Raw genomic sequence first — 25264 nt, forward strand, 5'->3', positions numbered from 1 at the left:
TATTTTTCTCTCTAAACTGTTTACGAGCGAATCTCTGATTTAGACCTAATTCCGCCCCAGAAAACGGCTTTCGATTTCCATAATTTTCGTCACACGGCGATCATGACGGCCGCCTGCAAACTCTGTTTCCAACCAAGTCTTTACTAATAGTTTGGCAAGGCCTTCACCGATAAATTGACCGCCGATAGATAATACGTTCGCATTATTATGCTCCTTACTGTTAATCACAGAGGATAGGTCCCAACATACCGCACCACGGACACCAGGTATTTTATTTAATACCATCCCGCTGCCAATGCCGACTCCATCAATCATAATGCCTACATAGTTATCATTCGTTGCTACCGTCTCGCCAACAAGAAAAGCGATATCTGGATAATCAACAGATTCATTTGCTTTACAGCCATAATCTAAATATTCGTACCCTAATTCCGTTAAATAGGCCTTTAGCTTTTCTTTAAGTTCGTATCCACCATGGTCGCAACCTATCGCAACTTTTTTCATGATTTTTGTTCTCCTTTGGCAAATACATTGATAATTGCATCGAAGACGAGAGCATTTAAGCTCGCACCGCCAACCAGTACACCATCAATATCTGGCATCGCACTGTATTCTGCAGCGTTCCTTTCATTCGCGGACCCGCCATATAAAATCGAAATACTTTCCGCTTTTTGACCTATTATTTGTTTTAAAACAGAACGAATGTAGGCATGTGTTTCTTGAGCCAGTTCTGCAGTAGCCGACTGCCCTGTTCCAATCGCCCAGACCGGTTCATAAGCAAGAATAAAATGGGCTGTATCAATATCCTTCAACGCACCGAAAAGCTGCTTAGATAAAACTTGTTCTGTTTGCAAAGCATTCTTTTGTCCTAACGTTTCACCGATACAGATGATTGGAGTAAGCCTGGACTTGAGTGCTTGCTGAACCTTTTTGTTCACTAACTCGTCATCTTCAAAAGAATATTGTCTTCTTTCTGAGTGGCCAATAATGACATATTCACAGCCCACATCCATCAGCATACTGCCAGATGTTTCCCCTGTATAAGCCCCTTTGTCGGCCCAGTGAACATTTTGACCGCCCAATCCAATCGGTTTTCCAGATTGTTTGATCAATAAATGAGCCGGGTATAGCAGCTGGGTTGGTGGACAAATAACCACAGATACGTCATGACTGCTGTTTATTTTTTGAAAAAATTCAGCGGTCTCATTTAGGTTTTTGTTCATTTTCCAATTAGCAATCACATAGGTTTGCCGATCACTTTGGAGCTGCAAGCCGCCTAGATTTTGACCAATGGCATCTCTGACAAGATTTTTAATATAGCTTTCAATGGATTGTTCCATTTACATTCACCTTATTCTGCTTTTGGTAAAATACCTTCTACATCGCCGTTAGGACGTGGAATCACGTGTACTGATAGAAGATTTCCTACGCGCTGTGCTGCTTCCGCACCTGCTTCAGTAGCCGCTTTTACTGCACCTACATCCCCACGGACCATAACAGTCACGATGCCTGCGCCTACTAATTCTCTGCCAACTAATGTAACGTTTGCTGCTTTAACCATCGCATCTGCTGCTTCAATGGCACCTACCAAACCTTTTGTTTCAATCATACCTAAAGCTTCTTGACCCATTTTATTTCCTCCTCTAGTAATCTCTAATTTTGGTTTTTCTTGATTTTTCAGTTGCTCTTCTTGTGAAGTGACTGTTTTTTCTTCTTTTGCTTTCGACATATCCTAACACCTCACTATATGATTCTTAATCCATCTACTAAAACGCAGCGGCGCTGACGTGTAAATGTTTTCGCACTGGTTAATCCTTCACCAGTCGGTCCCGCAATGGTCAGCGTGGTAAATCCTTCACTTTCAAAGCCTAATCCGGATACAGATGGACCATTTTTCACAAAAATCGTTGCTTGAATTTCTTGTGCCATCTTGGTTAGATTTGTAATATTTTGCGAGTGCATAATCGCTGTGTGCCGGTTGCCTTTTTCCGCAATAACAGCAAGTTCGATTGCTCGATCTACGTCAGGCACTCTGACGATTGGTAAGATCGGCATTAACATTTCTGTCATTACCAATGGGTGTTCCTTTGTGGTTTCAGCGATAATTAATTTTACATTTGGACTTGCCTGAATACCCGCTGCTTGTAAAATCACCGATGCGTCTTTACCAATGAAGTCTCTGTTTGGATAAAACTTATCGTTCTTCTTTACAAGTACTTTCTCAAGCAGTTTTTCGAATTGAAAGCCTTTAAGTTCGATTGCTCCGTTTTTGACCATTTCTGCTTTCAGAGAATTGGCTACCTTGTCAACAACAAATATTTCTTTTTCAGCGGTGCATAATACGTTGTTATCAAAGCTGGCACCCTTGACAATATCAGCAGCGGCCTTTGAGATAATGGCTGTCTCATCCACGACAACTGGTGGATTTCCCGGTCCAGCGGCAATGACTTTTTTACCAACTGCCATCGCTGCTTTTACAACAGGTCCTCCTCCAGTTACCACGAGCGCGTCCACCTGCGGATGATTCATGACTTGTGTTGAAGTTTCAAGATTAGGTGCTGCCACAGTTGTGAGTGTGTTTTCAGGTCCACCCGCAGCGACAATTGCTTGGTTTAAAAGCTGAAGCGTTTGAATCGAAACACGTTTCGCACTTGGATGTGGATTGTAAACAACCGTATTGCCAGCGGCTAGTAACGAAATGGAATTATTGATGACCGTCGCGGCTGGATTGGTTGAAGGCGTGATGGATCCAAATAAGCCAATCGGTGCATACTCAACAAGTGTCAAACCATCATCACCCGAATAAGCAGTGCTGACTAAGTCTTCAATACCAGGTGTTTTATTCGTTGCCAAAAGAATTTTCGCAATCTTATCTTCCACTCTGCCTAAACCTGTTTCCTCGACAGCAAGCTTTGCTAGCTCTTCGGCATGCTCACGGCTAACCGCTCGCATGTTCTCAATCATTTTTTCTCTGATCGATACTGGAAGTTTACGAAGCTTTTCCCAGGCCAGTCTAGCTGCGGCAGCTGCTTCATCAACCGTTGTATACACGCCATCTCCTAACTTGACATCATCCTGTGGAATGACAGCGTCGGTATTGTTAGCTATTTGGTTTTGGCCAAGTTGACTAAGAACCTGTTCAACCATTTTTTTGATATCGCTTTCATTCAGTTGCAAGGTCAGTTCCCTCCTTTATTAAAGGTTAAGGTCCCTTGGATTTCAATTTGATCAACAATCCCTACAATTGCTGCGTCAACGGGGACACCGTTTGTTATTTCTGTTTGTCTTGCCGAACTTCCGCTGACAAGTAAAACCACTTCGCCTACACCTGAGCCAACTGTATCTATGGCAACGATCGGTTTTCCGTCCTCTTCGATGCTCTGCATATCAAGCGGCTGAACAATCATCAGTTTTTTCCCTTTTAATTTTTCTGCTTTAGTGGTGGAAACAATCGAACCTACCACTTTACAAATGATCATAACGTCCCTCCTTTCGAGGAATCGGTCGATTTAATTTGAATCTTTAGTTCTCTTGCCAGATCTTTTGCTGAAGGAGTGACCTGGCTTTTTTCAGGAACCTCAATTTCATTAAGTCCTTCCTGATAAGCTCTTTCTATATGTTTTGCTAGAATGAGAGATTGCTTATCAAGGTAGGCTGCATATTGCTCATCGACTGTTTTAATCAATTTACTGAGCGGTACCCACTTGACCTGATCCGTTTGGATCCTCCTAATGTAGGACTGGATCCGTTCCTGGACAGTATGCGGGGCATGGATTTGTTGGTACACATTTGGTTCAACACCGTTATTGGCGATGACAATCGGTTTACCAAGTAATTGATATTGGATAGCCACCCACACTGCTATCTCATCATCCACCGTTAATGCTAGTTTTGAAAGCAATCCATACGATGCTTGAGGAATAACGAGAACAGATGATTGATCAATAAGAGCTCTCATATCCTGATGCGACAAATCCTCTATCAACAAGCATGAAAGCCCTTTCATTTGTTCCTTTAGAGGAAGCCATTCTTTTGTTATTAGCCACGTTACGTTATATGTATCCAACAGCGGGGTAACCGCTTCCAAAATAGTCGTTGGATTGGAAGAATGATAACCTAATAGGATCGCAATCGGAGCATCCGTCTTCGTGTCCATATTCTCTTTTAGGTAGGCTTCCACTACCTGCTGGACAAGCAGTTTAACCTGCGTTTTAACATCCACCAGCATTACTCCCCACCCACTTGATTTGGACTTATGGCGGCAATAATTTCACCCAATTGTCCATTTTTGATTCCAGCTGCATTGGCTTCATCCAGGTCAATATGCATTTCAAGCTTGTATTTAGGAGAAATACGGATTAAGACATTTGAGAAAATGATTCCGCGGACTCCATCCACTTTTACTTGAACAAGGTCCCCGTCCTGAACGCCAAATGTTTCACCATCACTCGTGTGCATATGAATATGGCGAGCAGCACAGATCAAGCCTTCATGAATGGAAATTTGCCCCCGTGGTCCTTGGATGGTTATCGGTTCTGACCCCTTAATATCCCCAGAATTACGAATTGGCGGCTTGACTCCTAGGGTAAAACCATCAAATAATGATACCTCTGCCTGTGTAATGCCTCTAGCAGGTCCGAGGACACGAACATTTTGTATTCTCCCTTTCGGACCGATAAGTGTGACTGTTTCCTTTGCTGCAAATTGGTTGGGCTGTGACAAGTCTTTTAACTTAGTTAAATCGTAGCCGCGTCCAAACAACCGTTCAACATGTTCAGGGGATAAATGAATATGCCGGTTAGATGCTGCAATGGGAACTGTCATAGATTTCTTAAGAGAGTTTTTGACAACCTCTTCGACGAGCTCTCTAATTTTATCTTTATTCATTAAGGTGCTCACCCCCAAAATCGAGTAATGCCCTGGCAGTATACTGATCGGTAATAAGGACATTGGCATGAAGCCCCTTTAACGCTCCATAGATTCCTTCGACTTTTTTGTTACCTCCTGCAATGAGGATGCCGTATTCTTTTTCCGCTAAATGTGAGAGTTCGATTCCAATTGTCCGATCATTTAATGTTTGATGACTAATATGCCCATTGATATCAATAAATCTAGAACAAATATCACCGACAGTATAATTTTCCCTTAGTATTTCAATGTCGCTGTCTAAAAAATATCCCGCATGCATGAGTGTTGATTGTTCGCCAGGATCCCCAACTGTAAAAATGGCAATATTGGCCTGTTTGCCCAGTTCCAATATTCTTTTTACATGTCGGTCTGCTATGATTGCCTGCTTGACAACAATGTGGTCTACGACGGCAGGTACCTGCAGAAAATGTGGGATTGTCTGAAATGCATGAGCAAGACCATTAACGATTTCTGATGCATACGTATTTGATTCTGAGTAACTCACCCCACCATTTAGCTGGACAATTGTTACATCCTTTACATTCTTAGGTTGAATTTGTTTCACTAGTTGATATAAAGTTGTCCCCCAGGTAATCCCAATCGTATCGCCGCTATTGACAATCTTATATAAATAATCTGCGGAAACCTCCCCCAGTTTCACCTTGATAAGTTCATCCTTATATTCGGGAATCGATGCGACAATGCAATCCTTTAATTGAAACTTTTCCTTGATTTGCAAAGCCAATTCCTGAACGTCTTCGGCGGGATCGCATATTTTTATATGGACTACTCCTTCTTCAACGGCTTGAACCAGAAGCCTGGAGACGGTGGGGCGGGAAATACCTAACTTCTTCGCGATTTCCTGTTGGCTGTAGTCTAATTGATAATACATTTTAGCTACTTCCACCAAGCGCGAAATCCTTTCATCCGCCATCTTTTATTCACCTAATTTTCAATGTTATTAAACTCATTTTCACAAAAAGTAAACGGTTACAACAATTTGTAAAAACAAAAGTTAACATTTGTTCAATCGGCATCTCGATGTCATGAAATTATGTAAAGTCGAATTGAACATTTGCTAATTTAATTATAACCGACGTAAATCATCTGTCAATCATTCTATCAAAAGATTTCGACATTTCTGTGCTAAATTTGCCGAACTATTAAATCGTCTCATTTTTCCCCATAAAAAAGAACCCATGTATATACAATTGTATATACACGGGTTCTCTATTTTTTAGTTATTGTATCTTCTGGAGGGATTCGGTAAGTGTTTTTACAAGGAAGTTTAGATCCACCTGTTTGATTGTTAATGGTGGGGCCAGGGTTAACACATTATTGTATCCAGCTACGGTAGCCCCGTTTTTTCCAATAATAATCCCTTCCTGCTTACAGTTGGCGATGACTTGATTGACAAGGTCATTAGAAAGTGGTTCCTTGGTACGCTTATCCTTTACTAATTCAATTCCTATCAGTAACCCTTTCCCACGAACATCGCCAACATATGGGTGGTCTTGCAAAAGGTTCCTCAAATCATTTAAAAGCTTTGCACCTAAATCACGAGAACGGTCAAATAAATTTTCGGTTTCCATAATCTCAAGATTTTTTAAAGCGAGCGCACATGCTGCTGGATTCCCGCCAAATGTATTGACATGACGGAAGTAATCATATTCTTCTGAGCCTTTAAATGCTTCGTATATGTCTTTGCGGACGGCCGTTGCGGAAAGCGGCAGATAGGCACTGGTAATTCCTTTTGCCATGGTAATGATGTCGGGCTTCACGCCATAGTTCATATAACCGAACGGCTTACCGGTACGGCCAAACCCGCAAATAACCTCATCAACGATGAGCAGTGCCCCGTGTTTTTCACATACCTCTTTTGCGGCTTTCATATAACCATCCGGCGGAATGAGGACACCGCCGCCCGTAATAATCGGTTCCATAATCATGGCGGCAATCGTTTCACTTAACTCCCATGTCATCGTCCGATCGATTTCTTTTACCGAGGATAGTTCCTTGGGATCGTTGACATTTATATCATCCCGGTAGGAATCAGGTGGTGAGACATGGATAAAACCTGGTGCAAGCGGTTCGTACTTGTACTTTCGTTGTGCCTGGCCGGTCGCGGCGAGTGCCCCCATCGAATTACCGTGATAAGCACGATAGCGGGAGACGATTTTGTAACGGTTAGGTTCACCCTTTTGCTGGTGGTACTGCCTAACGATTTTAAAGGCGGTTTCATTAGCCTCAGAACCGCTGTTAGAGAAAAAGATAACATAGTCATCGCCTAACATTTTGTTCAACTTTTCTGCGAGTTTTATGGCTGGAACATGGCTTTGTGATAGTGGAAAATAGGCCATTTCCTTCAGTTGTTCATAGGCTGCTTCAGCTAATTCGGTCCTTCCATAACCAATATTCACACACCAAAGGCCGGCCATCGCATCTAAATACCGGTTTCCATCAGCATCAGTTACCCAAGAACCCTCTGCCTTTGAAGCAACTAACGTCGCGTTTGGATTATACGGCTTCATCGAGTGCCATACATACCTATCATCCTGTTCCAACAAAGTTTCCTGCGATCGACTTGTTTGAACCATCTTCTTCCCTCCATTACTTATACTTATTAGTGCATCTACCTAATTAGATAACTATCTAGCTCCAGCACCCAGCGGCTAGTGGACTTCGCTCTTCGCCCTACGATAAGTCAACATCGAATCGCTTTCGCTCTTCGTGTTTCCTTTATCTCGGTTGAAGCGCTCCAGTCCCTACGCCGCTAAACGGGTGCTTCCGCTTTTATAATTCAAACCGTGAGGTAATCATTTTCTTTCGTGTATAGAAATTTACTCCGTCTTTTCCGTTTACATGCATATCACCATAGAAGGAATCCTTCCAGCCCGAGAATGGGAAGAATGCCATAGTTGCTGGCACGCCAACATTAATACCGAGCATTCCTGCTTCTGCTTCTTCGCGGAATTGACGGATGGCTTTAGCATTGTTGGTATAAATGGTTGCACCATTGCCAAACTTTGATTTTCGGATATATTCCAATCCTTCATCTAAATTATTAGCACGAAGTAAGCTTAATACCGGTGCAAAGAGTTCTTCTTTCGCGATGAACATTTCCGGTGTAACATGATCAAAAATAGTAGGACCTAAGAAATTTCCTTCAGGCAGTTCATCCATCTCTCTGCGTCCATCCCTAATTAAGTCAGCACCTTCTTCAAGCCCTTTTTCGATATATCCAAGAACTTTTTCACGATGTTCCTTGCGGATAATTGGTGTTAATAGCACCTCATCATCCATACCGTTTCCAATGATTAATTCATCCGCTTTTTTCTTTAGCGCAACTACGAATGGTTCGTTATCACCGACAACTACGACCGCACTACAAGCCATACAGCGTTGCCCCGCACTTCCAAACGTGGAACTGATAATATGCTGGACAGCCTTATCCATATCGGCGTCTGGCATAACAATATGATGATTTTTTGCACCAGATAATGCTTGAACCCTTTTACCTTCCGAAGCAGCTCGTTGATAAACATACTTGGCAACTGGCTGTGATCCTACAAATGAAATCGCCGCAATATCCTTATGCTCAAGTAAGCCATTGACGACATCATGGGCACCGTGGACCACATTTAACACGCCTTTAGGTGCACCAGTTTCCGCAAACAACTCTGCTAAACGATTAGCTAATATTGGCGTACGTTCTGATGGTTTGAGCACAAATGTGTTTCCACAGGCAATCGCAAGCGGGAACATCCAAAGAGGGACCATCATCGGAAAGTTAAAGGGTGTGATCCCGCCGACAACTCCTACAGGGTAACGGAACATTTCAGAATCAATATCCTCGGCAATTCCCGATAACGATTCCCCCATCATTAACGTTGGCGCACCAGAAGCAAATTCAACACACTCGATTCCGCGCTGTACCTCCCCGTACGCTTCTTTAAACGCCTTTCCATTTTCTAAAACAATTAATTTTGCTAATTCTTCATGGTTTTCAGTTAACAAATGGTGATACTTAAAAAGAATTCTTGCTCTTTTTGGAACAGGGACTTTTTTCCACTCTTTTAACGCCGCTTTTGCTGCTGTCACCGCAAGATCTACATCTTCCTTCGTTGACACTGGGACCTTGGTTAGGAGTTCATTTGTGGCTGGATTTGGAACATCCAGGGTTTGGATGCTACCTGCGCTAACCCATTCACCATTAATAAAATTTTTTAAAACAGACGTATCCTTTTTTGTTGCAGTCATATATATTAACCTCCTAATTTATATCTCTTTTTATGAAATTTTCTAATAATATAAACCTTCTAAACTCATTTTCTCGTATCCAAAGCATGCTTTCATTAGACACTTTGTGAAATGAGGCAGGGCATTTCTTTGACGATATGAGCAACTATCAGCCATTATTCTAGTATTCGGTATTTATTATGGTTCATACTGGATTGGGATGATGTTAAATAATCTTGTACTAGCAGCATAAATTCGATGGCAACTCGTTTTTCATGTTCCATAAAGTCTTCACCGAGAATGCTTTCCAGTTTTTGCAAGCGATGATACAGTGTTTGCCTGACAATAAAAAGTTTGCTTGCTGCCTCCTGTTTTGAGCCATTGCACTCTAAATAAACCTTTAACGTCTCTAACAACTTGCCATTATATTTCTGATCATATTGAATCACTGGCTGTAAATATTCTGCAGCAAATTCTTGCAGATTGATATGTTTACTCATTTGCGAGATCAGCCGATATAAATGCAAATCTTCATAAAAATAATAGTCATCTTTATTGGACATCTTTTGCTGAATTCGCTGAGTTTCTTTTGCTGTTTGATAACTTTTATGTATTTCATTTAAATTCCCGCTAAAACTTCCAGCAGCAATCATGATTTTCGCGGAACATTGTTTTCTAATAAACTCTGATTCAAGTATGGATTCAATTGCTGTTTTCATTCGTTCCTTTACATTCTTTTTCGCCCGGTTGTTTACAAGAATGAACGTTATTTCATTTCTTTTTTCAACAGAAAACACTGTAAAACCATTCTGTTCAAGGACCGAACGAAATAATAGTTTTAGATACGTTACATCTTGTGTGATTTTCTCTTTGAGGGGGATAAGCCTTGTAATTAAGACTACAGCTTCATTGGATTTTGTTTTGACCCGATTCTGCGCAAAATATTCACTAATACTTTCGGGGGAATGTTCACCTTCAAGCCAGCCATACAACCACTCAAACTCCTCGACACGCTTTTTTTCTTCGACATACATATCCCGTAATAAGTGCTGGGCTAACGCAGTAGCAGTTCGATCTAAAATCAATACATCGTATTCACTGATGGGTAGATTTTTAGAATAGATGAATAACTCCGCACATTCTTGCCCAAATAAGAAAATAGGTTGGGAGGCAATGTATTCACATGAGTCTGTTTTACATGCTTTGATCTGGTGAATGATTGTTTCTTGTTCGAGTAGGTTGATGTTTGGAATAAATTCAAAGTCCTTATTTTTCAAACGGAAAATAATTTGTAAATCCAGAGAAGAATACATACATTTTAGTATATCTTCATAACTTTCAATCGTTAACAGTCGCTTATTCAGGCTTTGGGAGTAATTTTCTAAATCAGATATCTTCTGGTATTGCTGATTAATAATTATTGAGTGGATGTCTTGGGTGATTTGTACAAACGGAACTTCCTTTGAAAAAACGATGATGGGAAATTGATGCTCATTAGCAACTTCTATGACTTCGACAGGAATCTCTGTCATGTATGTTCCCATTTCAATACATAAGCCTGCAGCCTGGTTATCAAGAAATTCTTTTACCATCGAAACAAATAAGTCCGTATTCTCCCTCCAAGCAACCCCTGTTGAAAGTATAAGTTCATTTCCGTTAAGAAGATTACGGATACTCGTGGCTTCGACAACATGAACCCATTTGACAAATCGTTGAATACCTTTTTCCCCAGCAATAACATGTGCTTGTTCAAAATTCTTTCGCTTTAAGATATCTGCCACTGTTAAATGAAAATGGTCTTTGATCATTTGGCTCTCCTTAGAAAAATATGAACAGAATATTGCTTGAAAAAGGATTGGCCTTGCAACCAATCCTTTCATTTATTTCTAATGGATAATCGGGAAGTATACCTTTATTTCTCTAAGCATGGACTCAAATTCCTCACAATCAAGAAAATCTTCAGAGTGCCAATTCTCGATAATCCAAGCCACCAATTCTTTTGCAGAGTTAAAGTACTCACCACTCGAATCTGATTTTCTGATCGTATAACGGCCATTATCTTCATCAATTGTGACTTCACAAGGATAGGCATTGTCTTTTGATCTTAAATAAAACTCCATCCTTCCCACCCCTTTTTTACTTTTTCCTCACATGGTCTAGCTGGTGTGGTTTTGCTTAAATAATAGACTAGTAAAATACTTACGGGCATTAGCTGTTCCAATCTTAAGTATTTCGGTTACATTTCCGTTTGGATGGACAAATTCAACAGTTGCCCCGTTTAGATGTTCATTCACACCGCTGATCTGAAACCCCTTTTGGATAAGAAAATCAATTTTATCTCTTTCATCTAAAAATTGCTGATAATCTGACATCCAAGCTCCCCCTTTATTTCATATATTTCATTTCTAATTTTTGGCTGTGTTAAATTGGTCTGTTGATTTCCTCTCCAGGCGCTTTGCTTTCCGCGGGCGTTGCGGGGAGCCTCCTCGGCGCTTTTAGGGCCTGCGGGGTCTCCCCTGCCCCGTACTCCCGCAGGAGTCTTCGCGCCTTCCGTTCCAATCAACAGTGTGCCAAAATCAACAATATCCCCTTTAACACAGCCTAACCTTTAAGAATCTATTCTATTAATATTAGATTGATAGTGTTTCGCTTTGGTTGACAAGCGCACTTTTATTATATTTTTCACGCTTCAAATATTTACCCGAACCTGGCTTACCAACAAACTGCTTGTCACGGACTACAAATTCTCCACGGGACAACACGGAAACTGGCTCCCCAGTAATTTTCATTCCTTCAAAGGCGTTATAATCCACAGCCATATGGTGGGTTTCAGCCGAAATTACGCGCTCAATATTCGGATCAAAAATGACAAGGTCTGCATCTGCACCAACAGCGATTGTCCCTTTTTTCGGGAATAGACCAAATAGCTTTGCGCTCCTTGTTGAGGTAATATCAACAAATTGATTTAAACTAATCCGGCCCTTCTTCACCCCTTCAGAGAATAAAACCGACAAACGATCCTCAATAATTGGGCCTCCATTCGGAATTTTAGTAAAATCATCCCTTCCTAAATCCTTTTGCCCTTTAAAATCAAAGGAGCACTGATCGGAGCCGATGGTTTGCAGTTGACCGCTCTTTAAAGCATTCCATAAAACATCCTGATTCCACTTTTCTCGAAGCGGCGGTGACCAAACATATTTTGCCCCTTCGAAATTCGGTTTTTCTAAATAGCTTTGGTCAAGGACTAAATATTGAGGGCACGTTTCCCCCCAGACTTCAAAACCCTTACTGCGTGCTTTAGCAATTTGTTCCACTGCATCCGCACAGGAGACATGGACCACATATAACTGTGAATTAGCAAGCCCCGTGAAATTTGCCGCACGTCCAGTCGCTTCTCCCTCTAGTTCTGGAGGTCTTGTTAATGCATGGTATATGGGAGCAGTATTCCCTTCGTCGAGGGCTTTCTTCGTTAAGTAATCAATGACATCGCCGTTTTCTGCATGGACCATTACCAGGGCACCGTGTTCTTTTGCGGAAATTAAGGTCTTAAACAAGGTTTCATCATCCGCTTGAAATACATTTTTGTATGCCATAAATACCTTAAAGGAGGTAATACCTTCTTCATTAATAACCTGTGGAAGTTCGCCCAGGACATCTTCATTGATTTCTGAGATCATTAAATGGAACCCATAATCAATGACCGCTTTTTCTTTCGATTTATCATGCCAGGTTTGAATGGAATTTTTCAGTGGCTCACCCTTGTTGGTTAAGCAAAAATCAATAACCGTTGTCGTACCGCCGAAGGCAGCTGCAATCGTACCTGATTCAAAATCATCCTTTGTTACTGTTCCGCCAAAGGGCATATCGAGGTGAGTGTGTGGATCAATCCCGCCTGGAAAAACAAAACAGCCTTTTGCGTCGATAACTTCCGCACCGATCGCTGATAAATTTGAGCCGATTTGTGTGATCTTACCATCCTCAATCAATATTTCTCCTTGATACGTGTCAGCAGCGGTAACAATGATGCCATTTTTGATTATTTTTTTCATCGGTAATTCCCTCCGTATAATTTATTTGATAATATCTGCTTTACATTCGGCAACGCCGCTTAAGGCACCTTGACGTTCATTCCAAGTCATTGGCGCTAATTCCCTCGTGGCTTCCACCATGTCAATGGCTCCATCGACCGGACAAACAATCGAGCATAAGTTACAGCCGACGCAATCTTCTTCACGTACCTTGAGGTAACTCTTCCCATTTTCGTCTTTCAACATATCGATACATTGGTGCGAAGTATCTTCACAGGCAATGTGGCATTTATTACAATTAATACAAACATCCGTATTGATTTGTGCAACGATATTGTAATTTAAATCCAAATTGCCCCAATCCGAGTATCTAGGAACGGATTTCCCAATGATTTCAGAAACCGAAGCAATCCCTTTGCTATCGAGGTAATGGCTAAGACCTTCAATCATGTCCTCGACAATGCGGAAACCATGGTGCATAGCGGCTGTACAAACTTGTACACCAGTGGCACCCATCAACATAAACTCAACGGCATCCTTCCAGTTAGAAATCCCGCCAATCCCTGAAATTGGGACGTTAATACGTGGATGCCTTGCACATTCTGCAACCATATTCAAAGCAATAGGCTTTACTGCAGGTCCACAATAACCGCCGTGTGCTCCTTTTCCGGCAACATGGGGAATGGTATTCCATGAATCAAGGTCGACCCCCATCAAGCTATTAATCGTATTAATCATAGAAATCGCATCAGCACCACCATTACATGCCGCTTCGGCCGTCGCCGTAATATCGGTAATATTTGGCGTTAATTTTACAATAACAGGTGTCTTGGCCACTTCCTTCGCCCAATAGGTCTGGCGTTCAACTAGGGCTGGTACCTGCCCTGAAGCCGCACCCATCCCACGCTCGGCCATCCCGTGAGGACATCCGAAATTTAACTCAAGTCCATCCACCCCGACATCCTCGACACGTTTAACAATCTCATGCCACTTTTCTTGCTTTGGTTCAACCATGAGCGAAGCAATGATAGCATGGTTTGGGAAGCGCTTCTTCGTTTCATAAATTTCTTTTAAATTAACATCTAAAGGTCTGTCAGTTATGAGTTCAATATTATTGAAACCTGCCACCCTTTGTCCGTTAAAACTTACAGCTGCAAACCTTGATGATACATTCAGAATCGGATCGCCCAGCGTTTTCCAAACGGCCCCACCCCATCCTGCATCAAAGGCTCTCTGTACTTGATAGCCAGAGTTGGTCGGCGGTGCTGAAGCCAGCCAGAACGGGTTAGGAGATTTAATCCCTGCAAGATTGATACGTAAATCAGCCATCTATTTTTCTCCCCTTTATTTTCATTTGAGATATTATTTTGCCGTCCCGACGAAGGAAGATTGCTTATGAATCGCATAAGCCACATCTTTCCCCTGTTGTGCAGCGGTAACGACCATGGCGTCTCCATTTCCTTTTCCAAACACAACATCTCCGCATGCAAATACTTTTGGGTTGGAGGTTTGTAAGGTTTCAGAATCGACCTTGACAACCCCGCCATTATGCTCTATGCCGAACTCTTCAATCAGGTTAAGATGTCTAGTTTGACCAATCGCTTTCACCACGGCATCGACCGGAAGGATATGCTCTGACCCTTCAATGGCTGTTGGACGTCGTCGACCATCTTTTTCAGGCTCACCAAGTTCCATTTTGATACACTCAATGCCAATCACCTTACCAGTTTCATCACCAATAATCCGTTTTGGAGCCGTTAACCAGCGGAATTCCACACCGTCCTGTTTGGCAAATTCATATTCAAAGTCATAAGCGGTCATTTCTTCTTCCGTTCTTCGATATAGGATTTTGACGTTTTCTGCTCCTAACCGGACAGAACAGGTTGCCCCATCAATCGCGGTATTTCCCGCCCCAATGACAACAACGCGTTTTCCTACAAAGTCTTCAGATAACTGACCGCTTTTGGTTGCTTTGACAAATTCAATTGCATCATAAACTCCCGCTAGGTTTTCACCTTCCACACCAAGGTTTGGTACATGTGCCATACCTACTGCCAGGATGATATAATCAAACTTTCCAGTGATTTCTTCTACAGATATATCCTTACCGACCACCGTGTTAGTTCGAATATCGACATTCAATTTCTCAACTTGTTCAACTTCCCAGAAAGAAATTCTTTGCGGTAACCGGAAAGAAACAATTCCGTACGTATTTAAACCGCCCGCTTTCTCGGAACCTTCGAAAATCGTAACCTCGTATCCTAACCTTGCCAGTTCTCTTGCTGCGGATAGTCCGGCCGGCCCCCCGCCGATGACAGCCACTTTTCTTCCATTGGCTTGACCCGGTTGAAAAAGTGTCTGATTATTTACCATTGCCCAATCAGTGGCATATCTTTGTAAATTACCAATCATAATTGGTTTAGTAGAGTGATTTAGGACGCAAGCCCCTTCACATAATTCTTCAGTAGGACATACCCGCGAACAACTTGCGCCGACAGGATTGGATGACATAATTGTTTTGGCAGATCCTAATAAGTTTCCTGAAGCAATTTTTTTAATAAAGGTAGGAATATCAATACCTGTCGGACAGGCTTTAATACACGGAGCATCATAGCAATAGAGGCAGCGATTGGATTCTTCAACAGCCTCTCGGTTTGTCAGCCCACTTTCCACTTCTAGAAAGTTCTTTTCAAGATTAGATAAGGAAATGCGCTGCATTTTATCATTCGCCATAGAGAAACCTCCTTCATTTATATATCGATTTTTCAAAACTTTTTGAAGGCAGAAAGTTGTCCTGTTTTTTTACTGGAATCGGAATGTAAGCGCTTTAATAATTGAATACTACCAAAAAGGGACCAACTCCTTTTGTGCATATATGTATTTTGCAGAAAATTCTGCATCTTATTTTAATTTTACAGACTGTTTATAGGCATTTCACCTGACAATCTGTAAAATAATGCATGCAATAAATTAACCATTATGTAAAAAAGTAAGATGTCTCCTAAGTATGTAGAATCAGAGAGGGAGCATTGATGTATGTTAGCGTTAAAAGGGAATATTAGATAAAGTTTTAACAGAGGGCAAGCTTTTTTGTATTCTTTTCTGAATACTTTTTCAATTTAACATAATGATACCAAAAAAATTGTAATAATATATCGAATTGTCAATTTTTCTTACATACTTTATTTGGTGGCTCCGGAAGGTTTGATTATTTGAATTTTACTTGTTTAATTGGACTTCTTTTCTCTTAAAAAAATAAAATCCTTGATACAGCTCGAGTAAAAACTTCTCGACATTTTCTACTATTCTTGCATCCCTGTCCTTTCGAAAAAAAGTGTACCAACCGTAAAGGAGGTACACTTAAAGCTGTTTAATTCAGAAAATATTTAGCTAACTCGACCACCATTGCCCCCATTCTTTCCTTTTCAGGAACCACAATTCTTTCGATTCCCTCATCTTTTAAAGCTGCTTCGGTTACTTTCCCAACCGCTCCGGCAACGACCTTTTCATTGAAAGCGGCAACGATATCTGCATAGGTATTATGTTCTCTTGCATATTCAAAAAGCGAGTGTACCTGGGTTGCTGTGGTAAAGCAAACTGCGTCACACTTATCAAACTGCAGTTCATGTATCAACCGATCTACTGTCTCATTTTCAGGTGCAATATGCTGATAAGGAAGGATCTTTTTTACAGTTGCCCCGCGCTCTTCTAAGAATTTTGTTAATGCAGGTGCTGTTTCACCATGGAGTTGGACCATAACTCTCGTTCCAGAGAAATCTACGTTATCGAGTGCAAGTGCTAATCCTTTCGTTGTTCCATCCACATCGACCACAAGTGGTTTCAAATCATATTTTTTCAGAGCAGAGAGTGTTTTGTATCCTCTCGAGGCGATCTTAGCTTCACGAATATTCTTTAAAAATGAATCACTTAATCCAAGTTTTGTTGCTAAATCCACAAGTGTCTCAAAGCCAATCCCAGTGGTGAAAATCACCCAATCAGCCCCATTTTCCACGAATTCACGTAAATCTGATTCTACTTCTTTCTCGGCTAAAAATACTGTCCCTTGAAGGGGTCGAATGAGAGGAACACCTCCCTGTTTTTCAATTAGTGTACTTATTTCTTCTATTTTTCGCGATCCACAGATAACAACTTGCTTTCCGGTCAAACCCTTTTCCATCATACTTACCTCTCAGACTAAATAATAATATTTTTTTCTTTTGCGATTTGATCAATCTTATGCGATGGATAAATATTCATCCCACTCTTCCCAACTATGGCTACTGCTGCCATTGCCGTTGCAACGTTTTTAGCTTCAATGGCTTTATAAGGTCCTAATGGACCAACCATGAGTACATTGATAAGAGCACTTGTTTTTGCGGCAATTTTTTCGCCGAAACGAAATTCTGTTCTTTCCCCTAATAAAAGTGATGGCCTAAAAATATGTACAGATGGTAAACTTAAATTATCTAAAGATTCTTCAACTTCACCCTTCACTCGATTATAAAAAATACTTGATTTAGCATTTGCTCCCATTGCGGTAATAATAAGAAATTTCTCTACCTCGCTTACATTCGCTATTTTAGCTGCTTCGACTGGATATTCATAATCTACTTTTCTAAAGGCTTCTTTACTTTTTGCTTTTTTAATGGTTGTTCCTAAACAGCAAAAGACGTCCGTTACCTGAAATAATTCTCGGTATGTATGAAGTTGCTCAAAATCAACAACATGCACTTCACATGCAGGATCATGACTTACAATTGGTCTTCGTACCAACAAATGGATTTTTTCATAATTTTTTTGTTGGATGAGGATTTTTACCAATTCATTTCCTACTAGTCCGGTAGCACCTAGTATTAAAGCTGTTTTTCTTTTGTTTTCCATGTCTAGTCTCCTTTTAATCCACCCAACTGCTTTATTAAGATTATTACACAATCTCTAGGAATAATGAAGAATATTCATCCTCATCAGTATAATTTTACCTTTTTGTATAAATATAAAAAGGCAGTTATAAAACTCATTTGATATTCGTTTTTTGAATTAATAGGTGGATTTTTGTTCAATTATTTTCAGATTGGACATACTTAAGAATGTGAATTTTTTATAAAGGAGGAATATATATGCCAACCGATTTCCAATTTAGTAATTTTATTAATGAGGTTTCACTGCAAACGAAAATGGAAAATGTGTGGAGTAATACATGTGGGTCATGGCAGAATTGTAATCAAGACACCATCCGAACTTTCTTAGCCCAGTGCCTTGATTATAATATTGATCCACAATACTGTATGAGTTGGGTCGAGCAGCATAAGGATGTCATACCCGATTGGACGAATGTTTCGGAAACCTCGCTAGGATGGATAAACGCACATACTTCAACAGGTTCGGCGATCTCGATTTCAGAGCAAGAATTTAGTTGAATTTTTGGGGAGGGCTACTAAACCCTCCCTTTTCATTTTGACTGTAAAATCACCTTTTCAATCCACTTAAGACTTATTCATTTAACCCTAAACATTACAATGGTAATCATTGAACTTTATGGATTAACTCTACTAATCTTTCTAATCCCTCAATAAGCCTTGGAGAGGGTCTGCAGTAGAGCTCTTCCTCAAGAATTAGAATTCGATCATCACTTTCATATCCTAGTTTTTCAAATCCATCCCGCTTCTTAACAATGCTTTTGTGGATTTTTTCTTTTCTCACTCCTACCCAAGCAAGACAAATGAAATCGGGTTTACGACTTAATACATCCTCCCATTCCGTCTGAACACTTGCTAGATCCACATCCTGAAAGATATTCACTGCCCCAGCAGCCTCGGAAATCTCCGTTAGCCAGTTTATTTTTCCTGGTGTAAAAATCGGTTTTGGCCACCACTCCCAGTACAAACTTGGCCGGTATCTAAGATTCGAGCACCTTTGTTTTACTTTTTCAAGGCGGAAACGAAATTGCTTGGCAGCCTCTACTCCACGTTCATGCTCTCCTAGTGCATCAGACGTTGTCTTTAAATCCTTTTCAATGTCTGTTAGTGATTGCGGATTTAGCACAAGATGCGGAATTCCTCGTCTCTGTAAAGCTTCCACATTTTTCTCCATTCCTGGAACACTTAAAGAAGCAAGGACCAAATCTGGCTGTAACTCTTCAACCAAATCCATGTTAATTGACAAATCGGGACCCAATTTAGGTAGACTTTCGATTGAAGATGGCCAATCGGAAAAGTCGTCGACTCCTACCAATACATGTGTTAATCCCAGATATTCAATAATTTCCGTATTACTCGGGCATAAGGATATGACTCGCATCCTTTAACATCTCTCCTCTCTTTTTAGAAAGATGAATCATAAAACGCATGGATCAATTACTTCCATGCGTTTTTGACTAAATTTATTTTCGCTCCCTTTCGACCGATTCCACCAACTGAAATAAAAAGCGATAAATGAGCTGAAACGCCTCACCAATGGTTAACTCATCCTTGTAACCTTCGACATAATTTAAGGCGAAATTCAAATTCCATAAGCCATCATCTTGACTGAACATTAAATCAAATTTTGCTTCATCCCCGTTTAGGAGGCTATTCAAATTTTCCTTTAAGGTCTTATCAAATTTCTTTTGTAGCTTTAAACCTAACATGACATCATAGGTTCCAAACACATCATCTGCTTCTAAAGAAACCGCTTCGACGCTAATTAAATCAAACCAATTTGATTCAACATAAATAAACTCATTTTTATGCTTTTTTAGGTAATCAAGGCGCTCATTTAAAAATGCTGATGATTCATTCTTCAACATGTTTTCAGTTTCTTTATCACATCGCTCTATGTAGGCGTCGGCGAATCGAATACTCGCATCTTGTTCGGAAAGTTGTAGATCAGCAGCTAGTTGGTTTTTTTCAGCATACTCCTTTTCTTCTTTAAAAAGTGTGATCGACTCTGTCTTTTGATTGGATTGTTGTTCATCTATGAATTGTTGGATATGGTCTTTTATCATCAAATATGATCCTCCTTATTTTCACAGTTCCTTGTACCCCTTATTCTACTATAAAACGAAAAGAAACAAAAAAATAGAGGTGACTTTATAGTCACCCCCATCATTTATGTTTAATTTTCCGCTAATTTAGCCTTTACCTTCTGTGTAGAAGGTTTTACATCCCCTGGATCTTCCGCTTGCTTCGCGCGTTTAATAAATAATGCTAGCACCAATGCAAGACCAGCGATAAAGACGGTAACAAAGAATGCATCATTAATACCTTCCAACATCGCTTTCATTTGAATATCATGCTGCATTTTTAATTGCATTGCTTCTGTTATTTTGACTGACGGATTTGGTACAGCCTTTTTAGCAGCAGCAATAAGTTCAGTAGCATGTGTTTTAGCACGGGTTGTCATCACCGTTACCAATAACGCTGTCCCTATCGCACCAGATACCTGCGACATCGTATTGTTCATCGCTGTCCCGTGTGGATAAAAACGTGCTGGTAACTGGTTTAAACCATTTGTCGTCACTGGCATATTTATCATCGAAAAACCTAACATACGAATCGTGTATAAAATAATTAAATGAGTATATGTGGTTTCGAGTGTTAATTTACTAAATAAATAACTTGTTATTACTGTAATCGCTAAACCAATTATAGCTAGTGCACGACCACCGAACTTATCAAAAAGTTTACCTGTAATCGGCATCATAATGGCCATTAAAACTGCCCCTGGTAACAACAATAAACCCGCATCTATCGGGGAAATTCCGCGAATATTTTGGACATAAATTGGCAGAAGAAGCATCCCTGAAAACATCGCCATTGTAACTACCATGGATATAGCAGAAGATAAAGCAAACATTGGGTATCTATAAATCCGGAAGTTAAGAAGTGGCCGTTCTTGTCTTAATTGACGCAAAATAAATGTTACCAATGAAATGAGCCCAACAGCAAGCGTCCCATAAACCTGAGGACTATCCCATCCTTCTTTACCAGCTGAACTAAATCCATAAAGTATTCCGCCGAAACCTATGCTTGATAACACCACAGATAAGAAATCAAGACGTATATCCACCTTATCTTTTTTATCTTTGAGTAAGAAAAAGCCAATCAATACGACGAGAATCGCGATTGGTGTGACAAAATGGAAGAGCATTCTCCAGTCGTAATGTTCAATAATCCAACCAGATAATGTCGGTCCAATTGCTGGAGCAAACATTAATACTAACCCGAAAACCCCCATTGCGAGTCCACGTTTTTCAACAGGAAAACTCGTTAACATTACATTCATTAACAACGGCATCATAATCGCTGACCCAGAAGCCTGAATCATCCGACCAGATAATAACAGTGGAAATGCATGTGCAAAGCCGGCTAATACGGTTCCTAACGTAAATAAAAGCATAGCTGCTAGGAATAATTGACGGACAGAAAATTTTTGAATTAAAAATGCTGATAATGGAATCAAGATTCCATTAACTAACATAAAACCGGTTATCAACCACTGACCAGTTGATGGGTCAATTTTTAAGTCAGTCATAATCGAAGGCAGTGCTATATTTAATAATGTATTATTTAAGAATGCAATAAAAGCTCCGATAATCAGTACGGCAAGAACTCCGTACGGTGGGCGTGCAGTCTTTTTTATGGATTGTTCCATTAAGTTTCCCCCTATAATAAATGTTCAAATATTTATACCCCTATTTCACACTTAGATAATAATATACGCTGAGTTCAATTTTTGCAATTAAAAAAACCTGCAAAATTATGGGTTTGTATTCATGCTTTAAATAATGTACTATATTTTTATACTATTAGTACAATTTGAAATAAGTGGTGATTTTATGAATGACCGAAAACTGCATGTCGTAAATATGGCTCATCAATTATTCATCGAAAAAGGGTTCCAAGCAACGTCTATCCAGGATATTTTAGACTATAGCGGGATTTCTAAAGGAACATTTTATAATTATTTTTCTTCTAAAAGCGAATTATTAATCGCTATTTATAAAACAATTTATAAGAAACTAGAAAAGGACCGAAACGATTTATTAATCGGCCAGAACCCTTCTAGTATTGAGATTTTCATTAAGCAAGTGGAATTACAAATGATTTCTAATAGGAAAAATAAATTACTTGCCCTATACGAGGAAGTATTAGCATCTAATGACGCAGATCTCAAACAATATATCCAACGGGCCCGTTTAAGTTCGCTTCGTTGGTATTACAATCGGTTTATCGACATCTTCGGCGAAGACAAAACACCATTCCTCTTGGACTGTGCGATTATGTTTCAGGGGATAATACAATATAATATTCAATACAATCGATTAGCCCATGAATCGGGTGAAAAAGTAAGCAGTGTGGTCCGCTACTGTGTAGCGCGAATGGTTAAAATGGTTGATGAAGTTGCTGAATCAGGGGAGCAATTAATTGAACCTAAAACTTTAGAAAAATGGGTCCCTGGCTGCCAACAAAACAATCATGAGATATTGACTCAGTTGGTGAAAGTAGCCTTAACATTAAGGGTGTTAATAACGAAGAGCATTCAGGATGTAGAAGAACAAAACAAATACAATGAACTTTTGGATTTTATACAAGAAGAAATCATCCATACAAGATCCCCAAGAAAGTTTCTTATTCAAAGTACTTTGTTTTCTTTAAAGCAGAACCCTGCTTCACTTTGGAAAAAGGAACTTGAACAGCTTAATGAACTGATTGAGGCTTTTTATAGTTCTATGGAGTCGGAAGACGCAAACCCCTAATCTAAGGATTAGGGGTTTTTGTATATGTAAGGCTTTTATCATTTGAAAAGCGTTGTTGAATTTCCCAAATAAAGTAATTCCGTGAATATTGTTTTACCACTACGATTGCATCTTCACCATTTTTTGTAAATATAAGCCCTGAACCCATCTGTTCTTGAAACTTCCACCCTTTTGATTTCATATATTTTTTTACAACATGATAATTACTATTTCCATTACTTTCCGATAAAAATTTGCTTCGTTTCTCTGTTTTTGAGAAAAGTTCAAATTCAGAATCAGAAAAGTGAAGCTTTAAAGCAGAAATCATTAATGGTATCGGATTCCCCTCCTGAAAAAGTACAGAACCAAAACTGCTGACAACTAGACCACATCCTATGACCGAAACGATTACTAAGGTAACGGCCATTTTTCTAATCCCCTCCACCCGTTCGCCTCCTTATATATCTCTATATATAATTTGACGAAGGATGGGTAATTTTGGTTTCGGATAGAAATATTTCATTTTCATTAAAATTGTTTTTAGAAAGGACGGTTTTGGACTATAAATTCGCATTAAAAGTTATTTTTCAAAGGGAAAATTGTAAAAATAGGGGGATCATAACAGACATGATCAACGCGGAGGTAATCATCGCAATGCTCCCCATTACCCCTTCTAATTCTCCCCATTCAAATGCACGATTAGCACCAATTGCCTGTGCAGATGTTCCTAATGCTAACCCCTTTGCAATTCCACTTCTAATCCTGGTTACATTTAAAAGAAATGGACCAATCATTAATGAAAAAACCGCAGATATACAGACAAATAAAATTGTCAGAGACGGAATCCCTCCTAATGACTGGGATATAGACAGAGCAATTGGAGCTGTGACCGATTTTGGAATAAGCGACAACATAATTTCCTTATTCATGTGCAAATACTTCGTCAACAAGATAATTGATAGTACACCTGTTAATGTGCCTGGCATGACCGCCCAGAAAATAATCAGGAAATTTTTCTTAATAATTCTCACATGTTTGTATAATGGAACAGCGAGTGACACTGTGGCTGTTCCTAATAAAAGTGAGAATAACCCGGTTCCAGATGAATATTGGGCCACTTGTACATGAGAAAGTGTCAATAAACACATGATGAACACTGTTACCGTATATAACGGATTTAACCATGCCTTGTTATACGTTTTAAATACCTTATTTCCTGCTGCATAACTTATTACAGTTATACTGGTACATAGTAATATATTAGAGATTATTGTTCCCATTTTGACTACTCCTTTTCCTTTTAGTTTCCAAATACTCAGCCATAAAAGCTGTCACAAGAAGAACAACCAGGCTGCTCGCTGCAAGGATGATGGCTAATTTGATTCCTTCTACTTTAAAAATCCCTGCAAAATGCCAAACACCTATTATAAATGGAATAAATAAAAGTGTAATATGTTTAATATGCAGTTGGGCTGTAGCTTCAACCCATTGGAGCTTACATACACCTGTCACCAATGCCATAAATAAAAGTGCCATACCAACAATACTTCCAGGGACAGGAAGTTCAAGCCAAGCAACGAGCCTTGTTCCAGTTAAATATATTAATAGAATTGTGATAAACTGAGCAATTGTACGAACCATTCGGCTCACCCCCTTGCTTAAGACTAAATAACCCTGTTTTACTTACATGTAGGGTCACAATTTAAAACTCTACAGTCAGTATGGCATATCTTTTTGATCTTTTCTGTAAATGTGGAATGGTTTCTAACATAGATTTTTAAAAATAGATTTACATCATGTTAGAATAACTCACTTTTATTTTGGTGTTGCCTTTATAAATAAAAAAAGCCGTTTCCGATTAGTAGGAACGGCTAAAACTGAATATGTAAATAGCTATTTAAGGAAAGTTTTAGGCATGACAACAGCGACGACCTCTCCACGAGCACATAGAATATCGTTCGCATACACTTCTGTCTCAACCTTAAACTTTTTAGGGTGTATTTCATGTACGCTACCGATTGCTTTTAAAGGTATACCATGTGGAGTGGGCTTAAGAAAGTTCACATTTAAGGAAGCCGTTACGAACCTAGGAGGTTCCGCTCCATCACCAATCTCATGTCCATTTTTTTGATGGAGTGCCAATGAAGCAGACCCTGTTCCATGACAATCTATTAATGAGGCAACAATGCCGCCATAAACAAAACCAGGAAGTGCTAAATGCTCTTTTTCTGGTGTGAAAATAGTTACTGTCTGCTCACCCTGCCAGCCAGTCCGAAAATGATGTCCCCCTTCATTCAAACGACCACAGCCATAACACCAGGCAAAATCATCTGGATAATCATCTTGAATTGCATTTACAACCATCTCTTCCATT

At 39.9% G+C, this 25264-nt stretch carries 27 protein-coding genes; 2 read left to right on the forward strand and 25 right to left on the reverse strand.

What is annotated here, in order from left to right; genetic code table 11:
- Window positions 1-45: 45 nt before the first annotated feature.
- The 18 genes from rpiB to BR30_RS0125360 form a co-directional block, all read right to left on the reverse strand.
- Entirely contained in the window at window positions 46-504 is a 459-nt protein-coding gene (gene rpiB, locus BR30_RS0125270; protein ID WP_026567443.1) for a ribose 5-phosphate isomerase B, read from the reverse strand.
- Window positions 501-1340 carry a triose-phosphate isomerase gene (tpiA, locus tag BR30_RS0125275; RefSeq protein WP_081825575.1) on the reverse strand — a complete coding sequence of 280 codons (840 nt, stop codon included), beginning with the start codon at window positions 1338-1340 and terminating at the stop codon, window positions 501-503. Before tpiA ends, rpiB begins: the two co-directional genes overlap by 4 nt.
- An 11-nt stretch (window positions 1341-1351) precedes the next feature.
- Window positions 1352-1630, reverse strand: coding sequence for a BMC domain-containing protein (locus tag BR30_RS0125280; protein ID WP_026567445.1), 279 nt, complete (start codon window positions 1628-1630; stop codon window positions 1352-1354).
- A gap of 113 nt (window positions 1631-1743) precedes the next feature.
- Entirely contained in the window at window positions 1744-3177 is a 1434-nt protein-coding gene (locus BR30_RS0125285) for an aldehyde dehydrogenase family protein (protein ID WP_026567446.1), read from the reverse strand.
- A gap of 2 nt (window positions 3178-3179) precedes the next feature.
- A complete protein-coding gene (locus BR30_RS0125290; protein ID WP_026567447.1) occupies window positions 3180-3479 on the reverse strand; it encodes a EutN/CcmL family microcompartment protein in 300 nt (99 codons plus the stop codon).
- Window positions 3476-4222 (reverse strand): hypothetical protein, encoded by a 747-nt coding sequence (locus BR30_RS0125295; protein ID WP_155928832.1) that lies wholly within the window; start codon window positions 4220-4222, stop codon window positions 3476-3478. The genes BR30_RS0125290 and BR30_RS0125295 overlap by 4 nt, the downstream gene beginning before the upstream one ends.
- A gap of 5 nt (window positions 4223-4227) precedes the next feature.
- A complete protein-coding gene (gene pduL, locus BR30_RS34535) occupies window positions 4228-4887 on the reverse strand; it encodes a phosphate propanoyltransferase (protein WP_081825576.1) in 660 nt (219 codons plus the stop codon).
- Complete coding sequence (locus tag BR30_RS0125305) at window positions 4880-5842, reverse strand: sugar-binding transcriptional regulator (RefSeq protein ID WP_026567449.1); 963 nt, start codon at window positions 5840-5842, stop codon at window positions 4880-4882. The genes pduL and BR30_RS0125305 overlap by 8 nt, the downstream gene beginning before the upstream one ends.
- A gap of 307 nt (window positions 5843-6149) precedes the next feature.
- The gene (locus BR30_RS0125310; RefSeq protein WP_026567450.1) at window positions 6150-7505 is read right to left on the reverse strand and encodes an aspartate aminotransferase family protein; all 1356 of its coding nucleotides are present in this window, start codon (window positions 7503-7505) and stop codon (window positions 6150-6152) included.
- Window positions 7506-7701: 196 nt separating this feature from the next.
- The gene (locus BR30_RS0125315; protein ID WP_026567451.1) at window positions 7702-9168 is read right to left on the reverse strand and encodes a CoA-acylating methylmalonate-semialdehyde dehydrogenase; all 1467 of its coding nucleotides are present in this window, start codon (window positions 9166-9168) and stop codon (window positions 7702-7704) included.
- A gap of 155 nt (window positions 9169-9323) precedes the next feature.
- Entirely contained in the window at window positions 9324-10955 is a 1632-nt protein-coding gene (locus BR30_RS0125320) for a PucR family transcriptional regulator (protein ID WP_035446117.1), read from the reverse strand.
- A 78-nt stretch (window positions 10956-11033) separates the two neighbouring features.
- Window positions 11034-11267 (reverse strand): hypothetical protein, encoded by a 234-nt coding sequence (locus tag BR30_RS0125325; protein ID WP_026567453.1) that lies wholly within the window; start codon window positions 11265-11267, stop codon window positions 11034-11036.
- Window positions 11268-11303: 36 nt separating this feature from the next.
- The gene (locus BR30_RS0125330) at window positions 11304-11519 is read right to left on the reverse strand and encodes a hypothetical protein (RefSeq protein WP_026567454.1); all 216 of its coding nucleotides are present in this window, start codon (window positions 11517-11519) and stop codon (window positions 11304-11306) included.
- 258 nt (window positions 11520-11777) lie between these two features.
- The gene (hydA, locus tag BR30_RS0125340) at window positions 11778-13196 is read right to left on the reverse strand and encodes a dihydropyrimidinase (protein ID WP_026567456.1); all 1419 of its coding nucleotides are present in this window, start codon (window positions 13194-13196) and stop codon (window positions 11778-11780) included.
- A 21-nt stretch (window positions 13197-13217) separates the two neighbouring features.
- Window positions 13218-14504 (reverse strand): NAD-dependent dihydropyrimidine dehydrogenase subunit PreA, encoded by a 1287-nt coding sequence (gene preA / locus BR30_RS0125345; RefSeq protein WP_026567457.1) that lies wholly within the window; start codon window positions 14502-14504, stop codon window positions 13218-13220.
- A gap of 33 nt (window positions 14505-14537) precedes the next feature.
- Window positions 14538-15908, reverse strand: a complete 1371-nt coding sequence (locus tag BR30_RS0125350; RefSeq protein ID WP_231507806.1) for an NAD(P)-dependent oxidoreductase — start codon at window positions 15906-15908, stop codon at window positions 14538-14540.
- 637 nt (window positions 15909-16545) lie between these two features.
- A complete protein-coding gene (locus BR30_RS0125355) occupies window positions 16546-17352 on the reverse strand; it encodes a uroporphyrinogen-III synthase (protein ID WP_026567459.1) in 807 nt (268 codons plus the stop codon).
- Window positions 17353-17369: 17 nt separating this feature from the next.
- Window positions 17370-18056, reverse strand: a complete 687-nt coding sequence (locus BR30_RS0125360) for an NAD(P)H-binding protein (protein WP_026567460.1) — start codon at window positions 18054-18056, stop codon at window positions 17370-17372.
- Between the two features lie 236 nt (window positions 18057-18292).
- On the opposite strand from BR30_RS0125360, the gene BR30_RS0125365 reads away from it, so the two are divergent.
- Complete coding sequence (locus BR30_RS0125365) at window positions 18293-18592, forward strand: hypothetical protein (RefSeq protein ID WP_026567461.1); 300 nt, start codon at window positions 18293-18295, stop codon at window positions 18590-18592.
- A gap of 106 nt (window positions 18593-18698) precedes the next feature.
- Here BR30_RS0125365 and BR30_RS0125370 read toward each other — a convergent pair whose 3' ends face one another.
- The 3 genes from BR30_RS0125370 to BR30_RS0125380 form a co-directional block, all read right to left on the reverse strand.
- A complete protein-coding gene (locus BR30_RS0125370) occupies window positions 18699-19472 on the reverse strand; it encodes a cobalamin-binding protein (RefSeq protein ID WP_026567462.1) in 774 nt (257 codons plus the stop codon).
- 82 nt (window positions 19473-19554) lie between these two features.
- On the reverse strand, window positions 19555-20157 hold the full coding sequence (locus BR30_RS0125375; protein ID WP_026567463.1) for a hypothetical protein: 603 nt from the start codon (window positions 20155-20157) through the stop codon (window positions 19555-19557).
- A 110-nt stretch (window positions 20158-20267) separates the two neighbouring features.
- Window positions 20268-21806, reverse strand: a complete 1539-nt coding sequence (locus tag BR30_RS0125380; protein ID WP_026567464.1) for a DHA2 family efflux MFS transporter permease subunit — start codon at window positions 21804-21806, stop codon at window positions 20268-20270.
- Between the two features lie 184 nt (window positions 21807-21990).
- Between BR30_RS0125380 and BR30_RS0125385 the strand changes: the two genes are divergently transcribed.
- Window positions 21991-22911 carry a TetR/AcrR family transcriptional regulator gene (locus BR30_RS0125385; protein ID WP_026567465.1) on the forward strand — a complete coding sequence of 307 codons (921 nt, stop codon included), beginning with the start codon at window positions 21991-21993 and terminating at the stop codon, window positions 22909-22911.
- A 1-nt stretch (window position 22912) separates the two neighbouring features.
- Here BR30_RS0125385 and BR30_RS34540 read toward each other — a convergent pair whose 3' ends face one another.
- The 4 genes from BR30_RS34540 to BR30_RS0125405 all read right to left on the reverse strand — a co-directional run bounded on the left by BR30_RS34540 (window position 22913) and on the right by BR30_RS0125405 (window position 25263).
- Window positions 22913-23335 (reverse strand): hypothetical protein, encoded by a 423-nt coding sequence (locus BR30_RS34540; RefSeq protein ID WP_051633774.1) that lies wholly within the window; start codon window positions 23333-23335, stop codon window positions 22913-22915.
- 142 nt (window positions 23336-23477) lie between these two features.
- Window positions 23478-24170: an LrgB family protein gene (locus BR30_RS0125395; protein ID WP_026567466.1), complete on the reverse strand. Its 693-nt coding sequence runs from the start codon at window positions 24168-24170 to the stop codon at window positions 23478-23480.
- On the reverse strand, window positions 24151-24531 hold the full coding sequence (locus BR30_RS0125400) for a CidA/LrgA family protein (RefSeq protein WP_026567467.1): 381 nt from the start codon (window positions 24529-24531) through the stop codon (window positions 24151-24153). The genes BR30_RS0125395 and BR30_RS0125400 overlap by 20 nt, the downstream gene beginning before the upstream one ends.
- A gap of 252 nt (window positions 24532-24783) precedes the next feature.
- Window positions 24784-25263: a PaaI family thioesterase gene (locus BR30_RS0125405; protein ID WP_026567468.1), complete on the reverse strand. Its 480-nt coding sequence runs from the start codon at window positions 25261-25263 to the stop codon at window positions 24784-24786.
- Between the last annotated feature and the right edge of the window lies 1 nt (window position 25264).

It is taken from the genome of Bacillus sp. UNC41MFS5 (assembly GCF_000686805.1).

Coding starts and splice junctions, on each gene's coding strand:
- rpiB (WP_026567443.1), bottom strand. CDS start 504: ATGAAAAAAGTTGCGATAGGTTGCGACCATGGTGGATACGAACTTAAA.
- tpiA (WP_081825575.1), bottom strand. CDS start 1,340: ATGGAACAATCCATTGAAAGCTATATTAAAAATCTTGTCAGAGATGCC.
- BR30_RS0125280 (WP_026567445.1), bottom strand. CDS start 1,630: ATGGGTCAAGAAGCTTTAGGTATGATTGAAACAAAAGGTTTGGTAGGT.
- BR30_RS0125290 (WP_026567447.1), bottom strand. CDS start 3,479: ATGATCATTTGTAAAGTGGTAGGTTCGATTGTTTCCACCACTAAAGCA.
- pduL (WP_081825576.1), bottom strand. CDS start 4,887: ATGAATAAAGATAAAATTAGAGAGCTCGTCGAAGAGGTTGTCAAAAAC.
- BR30_RS0125305 (WP_026567449.1), bottom strand. CDS start 5,842: ATGGCGGATGAAAGGATTTCGCGCTTGGTGGAAGTAGCTAAAATGTAT.
- BR30_RS0125310 (WP_026567450.1), bottom strand. CDS start 7,505: ATGGTTCAAACAAGTCGATCGCAGGAAACTTTGTTGGAACAGGATGAT.
- BR30_RS0125315 (WP_026567451.1), bottom strand. CDS start 9,168: ATGACTGCAACAAAAAAGGATACGTCTGTTTTAAAAAATTTTATTAAT.
- BR30_RS0125320 (WP_035446117.1), bottom strand. CDS start 10,955: ATGATCAAAGACCATTTTCATTTAACAGTGGCAGATATCTTAAAGCGA.
- BR30_RS0125325 (WP_026567453.1), bottom strand. CDS start 11,267: ATGGAGTTTTATTTAAGATCAAAAGACAATGCCTATCCTTGTGAAGTC.
- BR30_RS0125330 (WP_026567454.1), bottom strand. CDS start 11,519: ATGTCAGATTATCAGCAATTTTTAGATGAAAGAGATAAAATTGATTTT.
- hydA (WP_026567456.1), bottom strand. CDS start 13,196: ATGAAAAAAATAATCAAAAATGGCATCATTGTTACCGCTGCTGACACG.
- preA (WP_026567457.1), bottom strand. CDS start 14,504: ATGGCTGATTTACGTATCAATCTTGCAGGGATTAAATCTCCTAACCCG.
- BR30_RS0125350 (WP_231507806.1), bottom strand. CDS start 15,908: ATGGCGAATGATAAAATGCAGCGCATTTCCTTATCTAATCTTGAAAAG.
- BR30_RS0125355 (WP_026567459.1), bottom strand. CDS start 17,352: ATGGAAAAGGGTTTGACCGGAAAGCAAGTTGTTATCTGTGGATCGCGA.
- BR30_RS0125360 (WP_026567460.1), bottom strand. CDS start 18,056: ATGGAAAACAAAAGAAAAACAGCTTTAATACTAGGTGCTACCGGACTA.
- BR30_RS0125365 (WP_026567461.1), top strand. CDS start 18,293: ATGCCAACCGATTTCCAATTTAGTAATTTTATTAATGAGGTTTCACTG.
- BR30_RS0125370 (WP_026567462.1), bottom strand. CDS start 19,472: ATGCGAGTCATATCCTTATGCCCGAGTAATACGGAAATTATTGAATAT.
- BR30_RS0125375 (WP_026567463.1), bottom strand. CDS start 20,157: ATGATAAAAGACCATATCCAACAATTCATAGATGAACAACAATCCAAT.
- BR30_RS0125380 (WP_026567464.1), bottom strand. CDS start 21,806: ATGGAACAATCCATAAAAAAGACTGCACGCCCACCGTACGGAGTTCTT.
- BR30_RS0125385 (WP_026567465.1), top strand. CDS start 21,991: ATGAATGACCGAAAACTGCATGTCGTAAATATGGCTCATCAATTATTC.
- BR30_RS0125395 (WP_026567466.1), bottom strand. CDS start 24,170: ATGGGAACAATAATCTCTAATATATTACTATGTACCAGTATAACTGTA.
- BR30_RS0125400 (WP_026567467.1), bottom strand. CDS start 24,531: ATGGTTCGTACAATTGCTCAGTTTATCACAATTCTATTAATATATTTA.
- BR30_RS0125405 (WP_026567468.1), bottom strand. CDS start 25,263: ATGGAAGAGATGGTTGTAAATGCAATTCAAGATGATTATCCAGATGAT.